Below are 16,661 nucleotides of genomic sequence, written 5' to 3' on the forward strand. Positions count from 1 at the left end.
CCGCCACTGAGGGTTATCAGCCCGCGAGGTACGACGTGACCGGGATCGATCCGTCGATGATGCCCGCGGCGATCTCGTCGAGCTCGGCCTGCAGGTCAGGCGAGACCTTGCTCTCGAAGTCGTGGAACGGAGCCAGGCCCACGCCACCGTTCTCGAGGGTGCCGACGAACGGCGCCGGGTCGAACTCGCCGATGCCGGCGGCCAGGACTGCGTCCTCGACACCCACGTCGATCAGCTTGCGGATCGAGGTGAGCAGCAGGTCGGCAACGGTCGGGTCAGTTTCGAACACGTCGGCGTCGACACCGATGAGGGCGATGTCGCGGCCCGAGTCACGGATGACGGACGCGGCGCTCTGGTAGATCGGACCACCGACCGGGAGCAGAACGTCGACACCCTGGTCGACCAGGCCCTGCGCGGCGTTGATCGCGTCCTGGTTGGCGACGAAGCCACCGGTGAACACGCCATCCTGCGCGGCGGAGTCCCAGCCGAGGACCTCGACGTTGGCGCCGTTGGCCTCGTTGTAGTACGCAACGCCCTGAGCGAAGCCGTCCATGAAGATCGAGACCGTCGGGAAGTTCATGCCACCGAACGTGCCCACCTTGCCGGCGGTCGAGTACGACGCTGCGGCGTAGCCGGCGAGGAACGCGGCCTGCGCCGTGTCGAACACGATCGGCTTGATGTTCGGAGCGTCGGTCTCACCGTCGAAGTCGTTGTCAACGACGTCGTCGATCGAGACGTACTCGATGTCGGGGTTGGCCAGAGCCGACTCACCGGCAGCGGAAGCGAGCGCGAAGCCGACCGTGATGATCATGGTGCAGCCCTGGTCGACCAGGTTGGTGAGGTTCGGCGCGAAGTCAGACTCCGAGTCGGACTGGACCGTCTTGAATTCGACGCCCAGTTCATCAGCCGCACGCTCGAGGCCTTCGTAGCCGAGCTGGTTGAACGACTTGTCGTCGAAGCCACCGGCGTCCGAGACCATGCAGGGCAGGAAGCCCTCGACGACGTCGCCGCCGGCAGCTGCGGTGGTCTCCGTGTCGGTGGGGGCCGACGCGCAGCCGGCGAGAGCAACGAACATGCTTGCGGCCACGAGGCCGCCGAGCACGCGCTTACGGGTGGAAATGGTCAACTGTGCCTCCAGGTAAAGGGCCCGCCCAGACGGCGGGTGCATCTGGAGAATCTACCGAGCGAATCGCCACGATGCATGCCCCAGACAGCCACCACTGAGCAATGGTTACAAAGCCGCAATAGACGCGTCACGCAAACTGCTCGCGCCCGGGCCCTGGCATGTCAGAGCACGTCGCCGCGACCGCCCAGCTTGAGCGCGTCGACGACCCCCTTCACCCGCTGCGCGTGCTCACTCGTTGTCACCAGGAGAGCATCAGGGGTGTCGACGACGACGATGTCCTGCACGCCGATCAGGCTGATCACCCGCGAGGTCTGCGACACGACGATGCCGCTGGATGCGTCAGAGAGGATGCGGGCGTTCTCGCCGAGGATCGCGAGGTCGTTCTTGCGGCCGTGGGAGTTGAGCTTTGCCAGACTCGCGAAATCGCCCACATCATCCCAGTCGAAGTGCCCGGGGATGACGGCAAGCTTGCCCTTCTCCGCGGCCGGCTCGGCAACCGAGTAGTCGATCGCGATCTTGGTGAGGGCCGGCCAGACGCGGTCGACAACCGGTCCTCGGCGGTCGCGATCATCCCACGCCTCGGCGAGTTCCATCAGTCCGGCGTGCAGCTCGGGGTTGTTCGCTTCGATCTCGGCAAGCAGGACATCCGCGCGGGAGATGAACATTCCCGCGTTCCAGAGGTAGGAGCGATCGGCGAAATAAGCGCGCGCCGTCTCGAGGTCGGGCTTCTCCACGAAGCGCTCGACGGTTGCGGCCTCCGGCGCGCCATCCACGAGGAGCCCGTCTGCCTTCTTGATGTACCCGAAGCCGATCGAGGGCTCGGAAGGCTGGATCCCGATCGTGCAGATGTATCCCTGCCGTGCCACCGCGACTGCCTGCTGCACCGCCCATTGGAAGAGGTGCGGAGGCCGGATGACGTGGTCGGCTGCGAAAGAGCCGATGATGACGTCGGGTTCACGGCGTACGAGCACGGCGGCCGCCAGTCCGATCGCAGCTGTCGAGTCGCGGGGCTCGGATTCGAGGAAGACGTTCCGGTCGGGCACCGCGGGCAGCTGAGCCTCGACCGCGGCGCGGTGGGCGCGCCCGGTGACCACGGCGATGCGCTCGCTTCCTGCCAGGGGCTCGAGCCGATCCCAGGTGTCACGGAGCAGGGAATGCCCGGATCCGGTGAGGTCGTGCAGGAACTTCGGCGCGTCGGCACGGGAGAGCGGCCAGAGCCGGCTGCCGATGCCTCCGGCGGGGATGACGGCATAGAAGTCGGAGATCTCCTGAGACATGCCCCCAGGCTACTGGGGCGTCCTTTCGAGGACGTGTCCTGGAGGTGACAGCGAGCAACAGCACTACCCCCGAACTAAGGGTCACCTAAGAGCCGTGTCCGCTCAGGGCGCAATAGGATGGGCTACGCGCCCGAGTGACGCCGAGGGACCTGCGCCAGGTTCCCGTTGGGGCACTGACCGCCCCGCTCGTGTTCGATCCAGGGAGGACGACCGTGTCTGCACCAGCACGCGTCACACCGTCGGTATCCGAAACCACCTCCAAGACCCCTCGTGGAACGCTGTATCGCGGTCACGAGGGAATGTGGTCGTGGGTTCTTCATCGCATCACCGGCGTCGCCATCTTCTTCTTCCTTCTCGTCCACATCCTGGACACGGCCCTCATTCGGGTCTCGCCCGAGGCCTACAACGCGGTGATCGGCACGTACAAGAACCCGATCATGGGCATCGGTGAGGTCTTCCTGGTCGGCGCGATCGCTTACCACGCCTACAACGGGCTGCGGATCATCATCGTGGACTTCTGGTCCAAGGGCGCGCGCTACCAGCGCCAGCTCTGGTGGATCGTGCTCGGCGTCTGGGCGGTGACGATGATCGGCTTCACCCCGCGTCACCTCATCAATGTCTTCAGCACGATGGGAGGCGGCCACTGATGAGCGCTCCCGTCATCGCAGAGCCCCGTGCCTCCCACGCGACCCCGCGCCGCCGCGGCGTGAACCTCGAGAAGTGGGGCTGGGTCTACATGCGAGCATCCGGCGTGGTGCTCGTGGTGCTGATCTTCGGCCACCTCTTCGTCAACCTCATGATCGGTGACGGCATCCGCGCGATCGACTTCGCGTTCGTTGCTGGAAAGCTCAGCACCCCGTTCTGGCAGTGGTGGGACGTCCTCATGCTGTGGCTGGCGCTGATTCATGGCGCCAACGGCATGCGCACCATCACCAACGACTACGTGACCCATGCAAAGACGCGCACCGTGCTCGTGGCGGCGATCTGGGTCACCGCGGCGCTTCTGATCCTGCTCGGAACCCTTGTGGTCTTCACCTTCGACCCCTGCCTCGGATTCGACCCGGCTACCGCGTCCGACACGATCATCGGCCTGTGTGCCTCGTAATCCCGCCGCTCACCTGACATCGAAAGCACAGCACCCGTGACTACTCAGAGCGCCGAAAGCGTCGTCAAGGACGGCGTCCACTACCACCAGTTCGACATCGTGATCGTCGGCGCCGGCGGCGCTGGCATGCGCGCCGCCATCGAGGCGGGCCCCGGCGCGAAGACCGCGGTGATCTCCAAGCTCTACCCCACCCGGTCTCACACGGGCGCGGCCCAGGGCGGCATGGCAGCTGCCCTGGCGAACGTCGAGGAAGACTCCTGGGAGTGGCACACCTTCGACACCGTCAAGGGTGGCGACTACCTCGTCGACCAGGATGCCGCTGAGATCCTGGCGAAAGAGGCGATCGACGCGGTCATCGACCTCGAGAACATGGGTCTGCCCTTCAACCGGACGCCCGAGGGAAAGATCGACCAGCGACGCTTCGGCGGCCACACCGCCGACCACGGCAAGAGCCCCGTGCGTCGCGCCTGCTACGCCGCTGACCGCACCGGCCACATGATCCTGCAGACGCTGTTCCAGAACTGCGTCAAGCTCGGCATCAACTTCTTCAACGAGTTCTACGTCCTCGACCTCATCACGGTGAAGGATGCCGACGGCAACACTCAGGTAGCCGGCGTTGTCGCCTACGAACTGGCCACGGGCAACCTGCACGTCTTCCAGTCCAAGGCCGTGATCTTCGCAACCGGCGGGTTCGGCAAGATCTACAAGACGACCTCGAACGCGCACACCCTCACCGGCGACGGCGTCGGGATCGTGTGGCGCAAGGGTCTGCCCCTGGAGGACATGGAGTTCTTCCAGTTCCACCCGACGGGGCTGGCCGGGCTCGGTATCCTGCTCACCGAGGGTGCCCGCGGTGAGGGAGCCATCCTGCGCAACGCGAGCGGCGAGCGCTTCATGGAGCGCTACGCCCCCACCATCAAAGACCTCGCTCCCCGCGACATCGTCAGCCGCTGCATGCAGCAGGAGGTTGCCGAGGGCCGCGGCGCCGGTCCCCACCGCGACTACGTGCTGCTGGACTGCACGCACCTGGGCGCCGAGGTGCTCGAGACGAAGCTTCCCGACATCACCGAGTTCGCTCGCACCTACCTCGGTGTCGACCCCGTGGTCGAGCCGGTGCCGGTCATGCCGACCGCGCACTACGCGATGGGCGGCATCCCGACCAACGTCAAGGCCGAGGTACTCGCCGACAACGAGACCGTCGTGCCGGGCCTGTACGCCGCCGGTGAGTGCGCCTGTGTCTCGGTGCACGGCTCGAATCGCCTCGGCACCAACTCGCTGCTTGACATCAACGTCTTCGGAAAGCGCGCGGGCCGCAACGCGGTCGAGTACGTCAAGACAGCCGACTTCGTCGACCTCCCCGACGACGCTGCAGCGGGTGTTCGAGAGATGATCGAGGGGCTGCGCAACAACCCCGGCGGCGAGCGCATCGCCGTCTTGCGCAAGAAGCTGCAGGACGAGATGGACAAGGGGGCCCAGGTGTTCCGCACCGAGGAATCCCTGAAGCACGTTCTGGGTGTCATCGAGGAACTGCGAGCCCGTTACCTCAACATCCACGTCGACGACAAGGGCAAGCGGTTCAACACCGATCTGCTTGAGGCCGTTGAGCTCGGATTCCTGCTCGACATCGCCGAGGTCGTCGTCGTCACGGCCCGTAACCGGCTCGAAAGCCGTGGTGGCCACATGCGGGATGACTACCCCAAGCGTGATGACGAGAACTACATGCAGCACACGATGGCCTATCTCACGGGTGACCCGCACTCGTCGGTCGCGGATGACCACATCCGCCTCGACTGGAAACCCGTCGTCATCACCCGCTACCAGCCGATGGAGAGGAAGTACTGACGATGAGCGCGACGCTAGTCTCCACGGATGCCCCTACCGACGCGGCCGCAGGCATCGAACAGTCCGCCGAGTCCACCGGCATCCAGTCGTTCCTGGTGACCTTCATCATCCGTCGCTTCGATCCCGAGGTGGATGCCGAGCCCCGCTGGGTGGACTACGACGTCGAGCTCTACTCGACCGACCGCGTGCTCGACGCCCTCCACAAGATCAAGTGGGAGGTCGACGGATCGCTGAGTTTCCGCCGCTCCTGCGCACACGGCATCTGCGGGTCGGACGCGATGCGCATCAACGGGCGAAACCGCCTCGCGTGCAAGACCCTCATCAAAGATCTCGACATCTCCAAGCCGATCTACGTCGAGGCCATCAAGGGCCTGCCCCTGGAGAAGGACCTCATCGTCGACATGGAGCCCTTCTTCGCGTCGTACCGCGAGGTGCAGCCGTTCCTCATCTCGAGCTCGACGCCGGAGCCCGGCAAGGAGCGTATCCAGTCGATCGCCAACCGCGAGATCTTCGACGACACCACCAAGTGCATCCTGTGCGCGGCATGCACCTCGTCGTGCCCCGTGTTCTGGACGGACGGTCAGTACTTCGGGCCCGCGGCGATCGTCAACGCCCACCGCTTCATCTTCGATTCGCGTGACGACGCCGCGGACGTGCGGCTGAACATCCTCAACGACAAGGAAGGCGTGTGGCGCTGCCGCACGACGTTCAACTGCACCGAGGCGTGCCCTCGCGGGATCGAGGTCACCAAGGCGATCGCCGAGGTCAAGCAGGCGGTGCTGCGCGGGCGCGCCTAAGCCGGGCCGCATCTGCGGCGCGGCAAAGCCTAAGCCGGGCCGCATTGCGGCGCGGCAAAGCCTGAGCCGGGCCGCATTGCGGCGCGGCACGGCCCCGTGCCCCACGTCGGGCTTCATGCCTCGTTGAGGATCTGAATCGCTTCTTCGCCGGGGCTCCCTGGTCGCTACTCTGGCCGAATGAGTACCTCAGACGCGTCGATGGTCGCCGGCGCTGCGCGATCGACGTCCACGCGCGTCGCAGTGTTCGCCGCCTACGCGGCTCAGGGACTCGGGTATGCCGTCGTGGTCACCTCCCTCCCCGCGCTCAAGCAGCGGCAGGGCGTGGATGACACTGTCGTCACGCTCATCGTCCTGGGTGTTGCTATAGCCGCCGCGGGTGGTTCCGTGCTCGCCAACGCGCTCGCCGTGCGCTTCGGGAGCCGCACCGCGCTCGTTGTGGGACTCCTCCTTCAGGCGGCGGCCCTTCCCGCCATCGCACTACCGACCCCCTTCCCGCTGTTCGTCTCCCTCTTCGCGGTCTACGGCATCGGCCTCGGTTGCGTGGATGCCGCAACCGCGATGCAGGGCGTCATCGTGCAGCGCGCCCACGGCAAACCGCTCCTCGGCGGCTTCTTCTCGGCCTACACGGCTGCCGCGATCGCCGGAGCCCTCCTCGTGTCGGCGATCGCAGCGTCCCCCTTTGCTGCGGGCGTGGCCATCGGGACGGCGGGCATTGCAATCCTCGTGGTGGCTGTGGTCGGCATCCGCCTCTTTGCGCGGGAGGTGCCGATCGAGACTGCCCTCCCCGCGACTGAGCGCGCTCGCCTGCCCCGAGCCGGAATCTGGGCTTTCGGTTTCGTCATCCTGGCAGTGTTCGTCGTCGACTCCGCCGTGAGCACCTGGAGCACGGTCTACCTGCAGGACGACCTCGGGGCTCTGCCCGCCCTCGCGCCTCTCGGATACGCCGCCTACCAGGTGTGCGTCCTCATCACCCGCCTCGCGACCGACCGGCTCCTGGGCATCATGAGCAGGCGCCGCCTGGTGACCGGCGCGATCGTCGTCTCGGTGATCGGCGTCGTGGCTGTCGCGCTTCTTCCCTTCGAGATCGCGGCGATCCTCGGCTTCGCTCTAGCTGGGGCCGCGACCGGCATCCTCATCCCCGTGACCTTCGGCGCCGCCGGCGACCTCTCCCCCGCTCACTCCGACCAGGTGATTGCCCGGGTCAACATCTTCAACTACGCCGGGGCGATCCTCGGAGCCGTCATCGTCGGTCTTCTTGCCGACGGTCCGGGACTTGCCATCGCATTCCTCATTCCCGCGGCGGTGCTCGCAGCATCCCTCTCGGTGGTCCGCTGGTTCCGCACGGATACGGGCGTGATGAGCCAGACGGATGCCGCGCCTGAGGCTCGATAACCTGAGACCGTGAGTTCGCCCGACCGCAACCGCCGCGACACCGCGCGCGCAGCGCAGCAGCAGGAGGAGACCCTGCGTGCGCGGTGGGAGGAGACCCAAGAGCGCCTGCTCACGCGGTTCGAAGAGCCGATCTTGTTCGCGACGAAGGTCACCAAGCAGACACTCGCTTGGTTTCCGGTTCGCGTCTGGCGCCACTTCTTGATCGCCAACGGCTTCCTCCTGGCAGCGGGGGTCAGCTACCAGGCGCTGTTCGCAATCTTCGCGGCCGTCTATGTCGCCTTCGCTCTGGCCGGCCTGTGGCTCGGCGGCAGCGAAGAGGCGATCCAGAACCTCATCGACCTCATCAACCAATACATCCCGGGATTGATCGACAAGGACGGGCCGATCACCCCCGACGCCGTGGCAGAGATCGCCACCAACTCGGCGAGCCTGTTCGGGATCACCGGTGCGATAGCTCTCGTGACCTTGATCTGGACCGCCATCGGCTGGGTGACGTTCTCGCGCCGCGCCGTGCGCGAGATCTTCGTGCTGCCACCCGACCGGCGCCCCTACCTGCTGCTCAAGAGCGGCGACCTGCTGGCGGCGGCGCTGTTCGGCATCCTGCTGCTGATCGGCGGCGGACTCGGCGCGGTGGGCACCTGGGCCCTGGACATCGTGTTCTCACTGTTCGGGCTCGACACCGAATCGGTGTGGTTCTCGATCGGTGTACGCACCGCAACCCTTCTCATCTCGTTCGCCATCAACGCCGCGGCGCTGGCTGCGCTTTACCAGTTCCTGACCGGCACGAGCCTGCGGTGGCGCACTGTTTGGCCCGGCGCTCTGCTTGCCGGAGCGGCGGTCACGGTGCTCCAGCTCGGTGCGGGATGGCTGCTGAGCTACACACCGACAAACGCCCTGCTGGCCACCTTCGCGATCTTCGTCGGTCTGCTGCTGTGGTTCCGACTCATCGGCATCATCATGCTCGTCGGTGCGTCGTGGATCGCCATCTCGGCTCGGGACGAGAACATTCCGCTCCTGGAGAAGACCGAAGCTGAACAGCTGGCCGAGGAGCATGCGGCTCTGCTCCTTGCCGCGCAGGTGCGCTTGCGCACCGCCCAAGAAGCACGGGATGCCGCGCCTTGGCACGCGCGGTGGGCAGCGACCCGCAACGTGCGACGGGCCGAAGAGGAACTGCACGAGGTGGAGGCATCCACGCCGCCCGCAGCGCGCGGCCCCAGCGCGCTCGACGGCGTCGTCTGACCTGCCGCGCGCCGATCAGGGAGCCCCGGCGCACCGTGTCGGTGACGACGCCTAGGCTGAAGCTCGTGCCTCGAACAGTTCGTATCGCCTCCATCAATGTCAACGGCATCCGCGCTGCCACACGCAAGGGAATGCTCGAGTGGATCGACCAGGCGGACGTCGACATCATGGCCCTACAAGAGGTGCGCGCAAACGAAGAGCAGCTGACCGCGGCGCTTCCCGGGTGGCGGATCGTGCACCACGAAGCGCTCCAGAAGGGCCGCTCTGGTGTCGCGGTGGCGAGCCGGGTGGATGCCGGGGCTGTCCGGACGGTGCTCGGCCCCGAGCCGCTGGACCAGTCGGGCCGGTGGATCGAGGCTGACTTCGACATCGACGGCGAAACCCTCACTATCGTGAGCGCCTATGTGCACTCGGGCGAGGACGGCACCCCCAAGCAGGAGGCCAAGTACGCGTTCCTGGACGCGATGCAGGCACGTCTCCCCCAGCTCGAGGCCCACTCCCCGCTCGCTGTCGTCATGGGAGATATGAATGTCGGGCACCGCCAGCTCGACATCCGCAACTGGAAGGGCAACCTCAAGAAGGCGGGGTTCCTCCCCCGCGAGCGCGCCTATTTCGACCGCATCTTCGCACCCGCGGGTGTCGAGATCGCGTGCGTTGACGGGACTACCAGCACCGGACTCGGGTGGGTGGATGTCGGACGCCGCTGGGCCGGCGAGGTCGACGGACCGTACTCCTGGTGGTCCAACCGTGGACAGGCCTTCGACAACGACACCGGCTGGCGAATCGACTACCACCTCGCCACCGCTTCGCTGGCCGAGCGGGTGACGGGGTATCGCATCGACCGGGCACCGTCGTGGGACACCCGGTGGAGCGACCACGCGCCGGTCGTCGTCGACTACACGATCGGCGGGTGAGCGCACCGGCTGTCACCTGGCCGCGGCCTAGGATTGTCGGGTGACCAAGCCCCGCCTGTACTCCGGAATGCAGCCCTCCGCCGACTCCCTTCAGATCGGCAACTACATCGGGGCGCTCATGCAGTGGCGGGACCTGCAGGAGGCCTACGACGCGTTCTTCTCCGTCGTCGACCTGCACGCCCTCACCCAGCCGAACGATCCGGCAGAGCTGCGCGAGAAGACCCGGCGCACCGCCGCGCAGTACATCGCCGCGGGCATCGAACCGTCCAAGTCGACGCTGTACGTCCAGTCGCATGTGCCAGCGCACGCCGAACTCGCATGGGTGCTCTCGACGCTCACCGGCTTCGGTGAGGCGGGGCGGATGACCCAGTTCAAAGACAAGTCGCAGCGGTACGGCCAGGATGCGACATCCGTTGGGCTGTTCACCTACCCGGTGCTCATGGCGGCCGACATCCTGCTGTACCAGACCGACATCGTGCCCGTCGGTGACGACCAGAAGCAGCACGTCGAGCTCACGCGAGATCTTGCCGAGCGCTTCAACGGACGATACGGCACCACCTTCCGGGTGCCGATGCCCGTCATTCAGCAAGACACCGCCCGGATCTACGACCTGCAGAACCCGACGGCGAAGATGTCGAAGTCGGCCGAGTCGGATGCCGGCGTGCTGTGGCTGCTGGATGAGCCCGCCAAGAGCGCCAAGAAGGTGATGCGTGCCGTCACCGACAGCGAGGGCTCGGTGCGATACGACCGCGAGAACAAGCCCGGTGTCTCGAACCTGCTCGTCATCTACGCTGCCCTCACTGGTCGGCAGATCCCCGCGATCGAGGACGAGTACGCGGGCCGCGGTTACGGCGACTTCAAGAAGGGGCTCGCAGACGTCGTTGTGAACGAGTTCGAGCCGGTGCGGACTCGGGCTCTCGAACTGCTCGATGATCCGGCAGAACTCGACAGGGTCCTGGCCTCAAACGCGGCACGCGCTGAGTCCGTCGCGCGCACGACGCTCGGCGACGTCTACGACCGGATCGGGCTCCTGCGCCGCGCCTGACTGCGCGGCGCAGCGTGAGGGCTCACCAGACGCTGTCCCCACGGATCACAACGTCGCTTCCGCCGTCGACGAACACGACCTGGCCGCACAGGTGCGTGTTCTCGGGGCCCGCCAGCCAGGCGAGAAGCCGTGCGACGACGATCGGTTCGGCGAAGCCATTGAGCGGCATGGGAACTGCCTGCTCGATCATCGCCCGCCCCTCGGCGGTCTCCAGGAGCGGAGCGACCATGGGTGTCAGGATGACGCCGGGCGCCACGGCGTTCAAGGGAATTCCAGCTCCTGCCCACTCGGCCGTAGCCGCGTTGCGGCGAATCCAGCGTGAGAAGCCCACCTTCGTCGAACTGTAGATGAGATTTGCAGTATCGGGAGCCGCGGTCAGCTCTGCCGCCCGCGCGAGTGCCGCCTGCTCGTCCCCGGACAGCTCCAGCTCGATGAGGCGCTCATCGGAGGGCTGGAGGGACGCCATGGACGACACCCCCACCGCGCGCGGTGCGTCTGAGTGAGCGAGGAGTGGACGCAAACCTTCCAGCGTTGCGACCATGCCGAAGTAGTTGACGCCGACGGTTGCGGGGGCGGGAATCGCAAGACCCGCGACGGCGAGGACACCATCCACTGTCCCGCCCGAGAGCTGCGTCACCTCGGTGACGAGTCGATCTCTGCCGCCCGGAGTGGTCAGGTCGACGGTGATGTCGGCATCGCGCAGGTCTACGCCGATGACCTTCTCGCCCCGTTCGACGAGGAGATCGGCGGTTGCCTTGCCGATGCCCGATGCGGATCCGGTGACAACATACGTACGCATTTCAGAGTCCTTTCTCCGACGCCGGGGCGCGGAGCGCTCCGTGACGCTGCACCTGCGACGTTACGCCGGCGCCGGCGTCGCCGCGAGAGACGTACGTCCCGCCCGGCACATAGGGTGGGGCGATGGATGCCATCGTGCTGCGTACCGAGCGGTGCGAACTCTCGCCACCGACCGACGCTGACGTGGATGCGATCTTCGAGGCGTGCCAAGACCCGGCGATCCAGCGCTACACGACAGTGCCTTCGCCGTATCTCCGCGAGCACGCCGAGCAGTTCATCCCTCGCGTGCAGCGCCACTGGGCCGAGGGCCGAGAGGCGACGTGGGGCATCCGTCACGATGGGCGCCTCGCCGGCATGATCGGGCTGTACCGACGCGACCCCGAGTCCGCAGAGCTCGGGTTCTGGATGTCGCCCTGGGCGCGACGACGGCACCTCCTCACGGAAGCTGCCAGGGCGGTCGTTGACGTCGGGTTTGAATCCGCCGGCATGTCGCTGGCGCGTATTGAGTGGCGTGCTGTCGTGGGCAACACCGGATCCGCGCGTGTGGCCCGAGCGCTCGGCTTCCGCTACGAAGGAACGCTCCGCCAGGCACTCGCCGGCCCCCTGCAGCGGGACGACGCCTGGATCGCGGGCCTTCTCCCCGGCGATGATCGCGCGCCGGTCGCGTGGCCGATCATCGATGGAGGCCTGCCGCCGCTTCCCACCCCGTGACAGGATGTCGCCATGCCCGAGATGCCGGAAGTGCAAGGACTTGTCGACTTCCTTGCCGGACGCCTGCCGGGTCTCACGCTCACGCGCGCGACAGTTGCGAACATCGCGGCGCTCAAGACCTACGATCCGCCGCTGGATGCACTCGTCGGCACGCAGGTCGTGTCGGTGTCGCGCCACGGGAAGTTCGTCGACATCGAAACGGGTACGGATCCTGCATCCTCGCTACACCTCGTCTTCCACCTCGCGAAGGCCGGGTGGCTCCGCTGGTACGACGAACTGCCGAGCACGATCATCCGCCCCGGCAAAACCCCCATTGCCCTCCGCACCGCGTTTTCGGACGGCTCAGGATTCGATCTCACTGAGGCCGGCACGAAGAAGTCCCTCGCCGTGTACGCAGCCCGGAATCCCGCAGACGTGCCAGGCATCGAGAGGCTCGGCCCTGATCCGCTCGATCCGGGATTCGATCGTGACGCTCTCGCCGCGTTGCTCAAGGGACGCCGTACCCAGATCAAGGGCGTGCTGCGCGATCAGTCGATCATCGCCGGGATCGGCAACGCCTACTCCGATGAGATTCTGCACGCGGCACGGATGTCACCCTATGCCCTGGCAGCAACCCTGACAGATGCCGATGTCGACACGCTCTACGCCGCGATGCACCAAACGCTCGCGGAAGCGATCGCGACAGCATCCGGCAAACCCCCTGCCGAACTCAAGGACGCCAAACGACGCGGGATGCGGGTGCACGGCCGCCGGGGCGAGACGTGCCCGGTCTGTGGCGACGAGGTGCGCAGCGTCTTCTTCGCCGACAACTCCCTCGAGTACTGCCCCACGTGCCAGACCGGCGGCAAACTGCTAGCCGATCGCCGCCTCTCCCGCCTTCTGAAATAGCGCAGGAGCGAAGCGAACTGCCCAGCGCGGGGCTGGCACCGGGTCTGGCGGGAGCCGGCGTCAGCCGGCGAGGGCATGTCCCCGCGCTGGGCAGTTCGCGTAGCGGCCCCACGCAACCGAGTGGCGCCCCGCGACATAGCGGCACCACCAAAGGAAGTCAGTCGCCGAGCGTATCCATCAGCGTCCGAGCGTCGTCGTCGACCCAATCGAGGGATTTCGTCACGGCCTTCTTCCACAGCCGGTACCGGCGAGCGCGTTCCTCCTCCGACATCTGCGGCTCGAACCGGCGATCGACCTGCCAGTGCTCGCGCAGCTCGTCCAGCCCCGACCAGACACCGACCGCGAGACCCGCAGCGTAGGCTGCACCAAGAGCCGTCGTTTCGACCACGCGCGGGCGTACAACGGGGATGCCGAGGATGTCGGCCTGGAACTGCATGAGGAGGTCGTTCTTCGTCATCCCCCCGTCGACGCGGAGTTCCGAGAGGTCGCGGCCGGCGTCCCCGACGACAGCCTCGATGACGTCCCGGGTCTGGAACGCGGTCGACTCGAGAACGGCGCGAGCGATGTGGGCGCGGGTCACGTACCGGGTGAGGCCGACGATCGCGCCGCGGGCATCCGGTCGCCAATAGGGGGCGAACAGACCCGAGAAAGCTGGCACGAAGTACGACCCGCCGGCGTTCTCGACGGTCATCGCGAGGGTTTCGACATCCTGTGCGCGATCGATGATCCCGAGGTTGTCGCGCAACCACTGCACGAGCGATCCGGTGACAGCGATCGACCCTTCCAGCGCGTAGTGGGCAGGGCCGTCGCCGAGCCGGTACGCGACGGTGGTGATGAGTCCGTGACGGGACCTGACGATCTCAGTTCCGGTGCCCACGAGCAGGAAGTTGCCGGTACCGTACGTGTTCTTCGAATCACCGACCCCAAAGGCAGCCTGTCCGAAAGTCGCGGCCTGCTGATCACCGAGGATGCCGGCGATGGGCAATTCGCGGGCGGTACCCGGCAGCGCAAGCTCGCCCACGACATCCGACGACGACCGGATCTCGGGCATCATCGCGCGCGGAATGTTCCACAGGGCGAGCATCTCGTCCGACCAGTCGAGGGTCTGCAGATCCATGAGCAGCGTGCGGCTCGCGTTGGTGACATCGGTCACGTGCGCCCCGCCGCTGGTGCCGCCGGTGAGGTTCCAGACCACCCACGAATCGGGCGTACCGAACAGCAGATGGCCGGCTTCGGCATCCGCCCGTGCCCCCGGCACGTGATCGAGGATCCACGCGACCTTGGATGCCGAGAAGTAGGTGGCAAGCGGAAGACCCGTCACCTCGGTGACCCGGTCGCCGACACCGTCACGGGCAAGCGCATCGAGCCGGTGCTGCGTCCGGGTGTCCTGCCACACGATCGCGTTGAAGACGGGTTGGCCGGTGCGGCGGTCCCACACGATCGCGGTCTCGCGCTGGTTCGTGACACCGGCGGCGGCGATACCGGATGCCTGCAGGTGAGCCTTGCTGAGAACGCCAGAAATCACCCACTCCGTGTTCGTCCAGATCTCCATGGGGTCGTGTTCGACCCACCCGGCACGAGGAAAGATCTGCTCGTGTTCGCGCTGGGCGGTTGCCACCACGGTTCCGGCGCGATCGAAAACGATCGCCCTCGTCGAGGTGGTGCCTTGGTCGATGGCTAGGACGTGTTCGGCCACGATGCCTCCCGAAGTGTTGAGCGCCTCCAGACGATGGATGGCGCGCCGCTTAGGCTACCGGTGCCGCTGCGGGCTGCCAGGTCGGATCGGCGGCGTGGACTGCGACGAGGGCCGCGGCGACCTCTGCCGTGGCGGCATCCTCGTCCCATCCGAGGACGGGCGCGACGGCGTCGGCGATCTCGGCAACGACCGCGGGAGTCGTCTCACCGCGGAACGCAAGGCTCGTTCGGCGCAGCAGCAGGTCGGCCAGATGGACGACGTCCTCTGTGCTCGCGAGGTAACGCAGCTCGCCGGTGCTGTAGGCCGGAAGGGTCTCGAGTGGCCGGTCCTCGGCATCCTCGTCGACGAACGCGATGACCTCGCGGGCTGTCGTTCCGTAGCGTTCGAGGAGGGTGGCTGCGGCATCCCTCGAGAGTCCCCGGCGGTTCTCGGCGACCCACTGGTGCCGTGCCCGTTCGGTCACCGGGTATCCGGCGCCGCCACCGATGGCGCGGCCGCGGGTCGTGACGACGCGGGGCCGGGCAAGCAACCCGAGGGCGTCGTCGGTCAGGTGGGCGGCGGAGGCACGGAAGGTCGTCCATTTGCCGCCGACGAGGCTGATCACCGTGGTGTCCGCCGACCCGGGGAGCTGCTCGGTCTCGACACGGTAGTCGCGCGAGACGAAACCGGGGGCGAGATCTCCGTGGCCGGGAAGCGGACGCACACCCGAGAAGCGGTAAACGATCTGCGAGCGATCGACGGTGATGTCAGGGAAGACGTGCCCGATGAGGTCGATGAAGTAGTCAACCTCTGGCTCGGTGCACACTGCGGGCTCTGCCATGTCGTGCTCGAGGTCGGTGGTGCCGACCATGACGCGTCCCTTGAGCGGGTAGATGAGGACGATGCGACCGTCGCGGTGCTCGAAGAAGATCTCGCGACCGGCCGTGGCCGCCAACAGCTCGGGGTTATCGAGCACGATATGCGAGCCCTTGGTTCCGCCCATGAAGCTGGTCGGTGCGCCGAGTGCGCGGTTGGTGAGGTCGGTCCAGGGTCCGGATGCGTTGATCACGACCGCCGCACGGAACGGGAACTCAACACCTGTCTCGGTGTCGCGAAGAATGATCGCGCCATCCACTGCCCCCACGGCTTCGACGTAGTTCGCAGCCCGGGCGAGGTCGCCACCGGCGGCACGACCGTCACGGAGCAGATCGAGCGCGAGGCGTTCAGGATCGTGCACCGAGGCATCCCAGTAGGTCGCGGTGTACTTGACGGTCTCGTTCATCGCGGGAAGATCACGCAGTGACGCAGCGCGTCCGCGGAAGGTGTGGCGGGGAACACGGCCGCCGCCGCGCGAGAACGAGTCGTAGATCGTGAGGCCGATCTTGATCAGCGCGGCACCACGCTCGACATGCTTGCCCGCGCCGTGGCGCAGGAAGCGCAGGGGTGCCGAGAACACCCCCGAGAATGTCGAGAAGATCGGGATCGTCGTCTGCAGTGGACGCACGTAATGGGGGGCTGTGGCCAGCAGGTCATTACGCTCGGTAACCGCCTCGTGGACGAGACGGAACTCCCCGTTCTCGAGGTACCGAACGCCACCGTGGATCATGTGCGAGGACGCTGCGGATGCACCACTGACGAAGTCGCCGCGTTCGACGAGCGCGACATCCACGCCCTGGAGCGCGAGGTCTCGAAAAGCTGCGAGCCCGTTGACCCCACCGCCGACGATCAGAACGTCGGCCTGCGGCCGATCGCTCAACTGGGTGACGGTGCCTCGTTCGACGGCGCTCATCGATTCGTGTCCTTCCTCGCTCGGGGATTTCCCGTGTGTTCCCCATCGTCCCATGGCTGATCG

The 16,661-nt window shown here is 66.6% G+C and carries 15 protein-coding genes; 10 read left to right on the forward strand and 5 right to left on the reverse strand.

The genetic code is table 11. The annotated features are described in order from the left end of the window. Positions 1–16 precede the first annotated feature (16 nt). Together ACQVDU_RS11795 and ACQVDU_RS11800 are read right to left on the reverse strand one after the other, a co-directional pair. On the reverse strand, positions 17–1,126 hold the full coding sequence (locus tag ACQVDU_RS11795; protein ID WP_292711645.1) for a BMP family lipoprotein: 1,110 nt from the start codon (positions 1,124–1,126) through the stop codon (positions 17–19). Between the two features lie 161 nt (positions 1,127–1,287). Continuing rightward, positions 1,288–2,403: a mannose-1-phosphate guanylyltransferase gene (locus ACQVDU_RS11800; protein WP_292711642.1), complete on the reverse strand. Its 1,116-nt coding sequence runs from the start codon at positions 2,401–2,403 to the stop codon at positions 1,288–1,290. A 212-nt stretch (positions 2,404–2,615) separates the two neighbouring features. On the opposite strand from ACQVDU_RS11800, the gene sdhC reads away from it, so the two are divergent. The 8 genes from sdhC (at position 2,616) to trpS (ending at position 10,737) form a co-directional block, all read left to right on the forward strand. Beyond that, positions 2,616–3,050, forward strand: a complete 435-nt coding sequence (gene sdhC, locus ACQVDU_RS11805) for a succinate dehydrogenase, cytochrome b556 subunit (protein ID WP_331790544.1) — start codon at positions 2,616–2,618, stop codon at positions 3,048–3,050. Continuing rightward, on the forward strand, positions 3,050–3,508 hold the full coding sequence (locus ACQVDU_RS11810) for a succinate dehydrogenase hydrophobic membrane anchor subunit (RefSeq protein ID WP_443477212.1): 459 nt from the start codon (positions 3,050–3,052) through the stop codon (positions 3,506–3,508). The genes sdhC and ACQVDU_RS11810 overlap by 1 nt, the downstream gene beginning before the upstream one ends. Before the next feature lie 36 nt (positions 3,509–3,544). Further along, positions 3,545–5,350: a succinate dehydrogenase flavoprotein subunit gene (gene sdhA, locus ACQVDU_RS11815; RefSeq protein WP_443477213.1), complete on the forward strand. Its 1,806-nt coding sequence runs from the start codon at positions 3,545–3,547 to the stop codon at positions 5,348–5,350. Positions 5,351–5,352: 2 nt separating this feature from the next. Further along, positions 5,353–6,147: a succinate dehydrogenase iron-sulfur subunit gene (locus ACQVDU_RS11820; RefSeq protein WP_443477214.1), complete on the forward strand. Its 795-nt coding sequence runs from the start codon at positions 5,353–5,355 to the stop codon at positions 6,145–6,147. A 177-nt stretch (positions 6,148–6,324) separates the two neighbouring features. Further along, the gene (locus ACQVDU_RS11825; protein WP_443477215.1) at positions 6,325–7,539 is read left to right on the forward strand and encodes an MFS transporter; all 1,215 of its coding nucleotides are present in this window, start codon (positions 6,325–6,327) and stop codon (positions 7,537–7,539) included. Between the two features lie 9 nt (positions 7,540–7,548). Beyond that, positions 7,549–8,778, forward strand: a complete 1,230-nt coding sequence (locus ACQVDU_RS11830; RefSeq protein ID WP_443477216.1) for a YihY/virulence factor BrkB family protein — start codon at positions 7,549–7,551, stop codon at positions 8,776–8,778. Between the two features lie 65 nt (positions 8,779–8,843). Beyond that, positions 8,844–9,692, forward strand: a complete 849-nt coding sequence (locus ACQVDU_RS11835) for an exodeoxyribonuclease III (RefSeq protein ID WP_443477217.1) — start codon at positions 8,844–8,846, stop codon at positions 9,690–9,692. A 40-nt stretch (positions 9,693–9,732) separates the two neighbouring features. After that, a complete protein-coding gene (trpS, locus tag ACQVDU_RS11840) occupies positions 9,733–10,737 on the forward strand; it encodes a tryptophan--tRNA ligase (protein ID WP_443477218.1) in 1,005 nt (334 codons plus the stop codon). A gap of 22 nt (positions 10,738–10,759) precedes the next feature. Here the strand turns inward: trpS and ACQVDU_RS11845 are convergent, their stop codons facing one another. After that, positions 10,760–11,536, reverse strand: a complete 777-nt coding sequence (locus ACQVDU_RS11845; protein WP_300590416.1) for an SDR family oxidoreductase — start codon at positions 11,534–11,536, stop codon at positions 10,760–10,762. A 122-nt stretch (positions 11,537–11,658) separates the two neighbouring features. Between ACQVDU_RS11845 and ACQVDU_RS11850 the strand changes: the two genes are divergently transcribed. Beyond that, positions 11,659–12,246 carry a GNAT family N-acetyltransferase gene (locus ACQVDU_RS11850; protein ID WP_443477219.1) on the forward strand — a complete coding sequence of 196 codons (588 nt, stop codon included), beginning with the start codon at positions 11,659–11,661 and terminating at the stop codon, positions 12,244–12,246. A gap of 12 nt (positions 12,247–12,258) precedes the next feature. Then, complete coding sequence (locus tag ACQVDU_RS11855) at positions 12,259–13,134, forward strand: Fpg/Nei family DNA glycosylase (RefSeq protein ID WP_443477220.1); 876 nt, start codon at positions 12,259–12,261, stop codon at positions 13,132–13,134. A gap of 157 nt (positions 13,135–13,291) precedes the next feature. Here ACQVDU_RS11855 and glpK read toward each other — a convergent pair whose 3' ends face one another. Next, complete coding sequence (gene glpK, locus ACQVDU_RS11860) at positions 13,292–14,830, reverse strand: glycerol kinase GlpK (RefSeq protein ID WP_443477221.1); 1,539 nt, start codon at positions 14,828–14,830, stop codon at positions 13,292–13,294. Positions 14,831–14,879: 49 nt separating this feature from the next. Then, positions 14,880–16,598, reverse strand: a complete 1,719-nt coding sequence (locus ACQVDU_RS11865) for an FAD-dependent oxidoreductase (RefSeq protein WP_443477222.1) — start codon at positions 16,596–16,598, stop codon at positions 14,880–14,882. Between the last annotated feature and the right edge of the window lie 63 nt (positions 16,599–16,661).

The sequence above is a fragment of the Microbacterium sp. F2 genome (assembly GCF_052274505.1).
Lineage (GTDB): Bacteria > Actinomycetota > Actinomycetes > Actinomycetales > Microbacteriaceae > Microbacterium.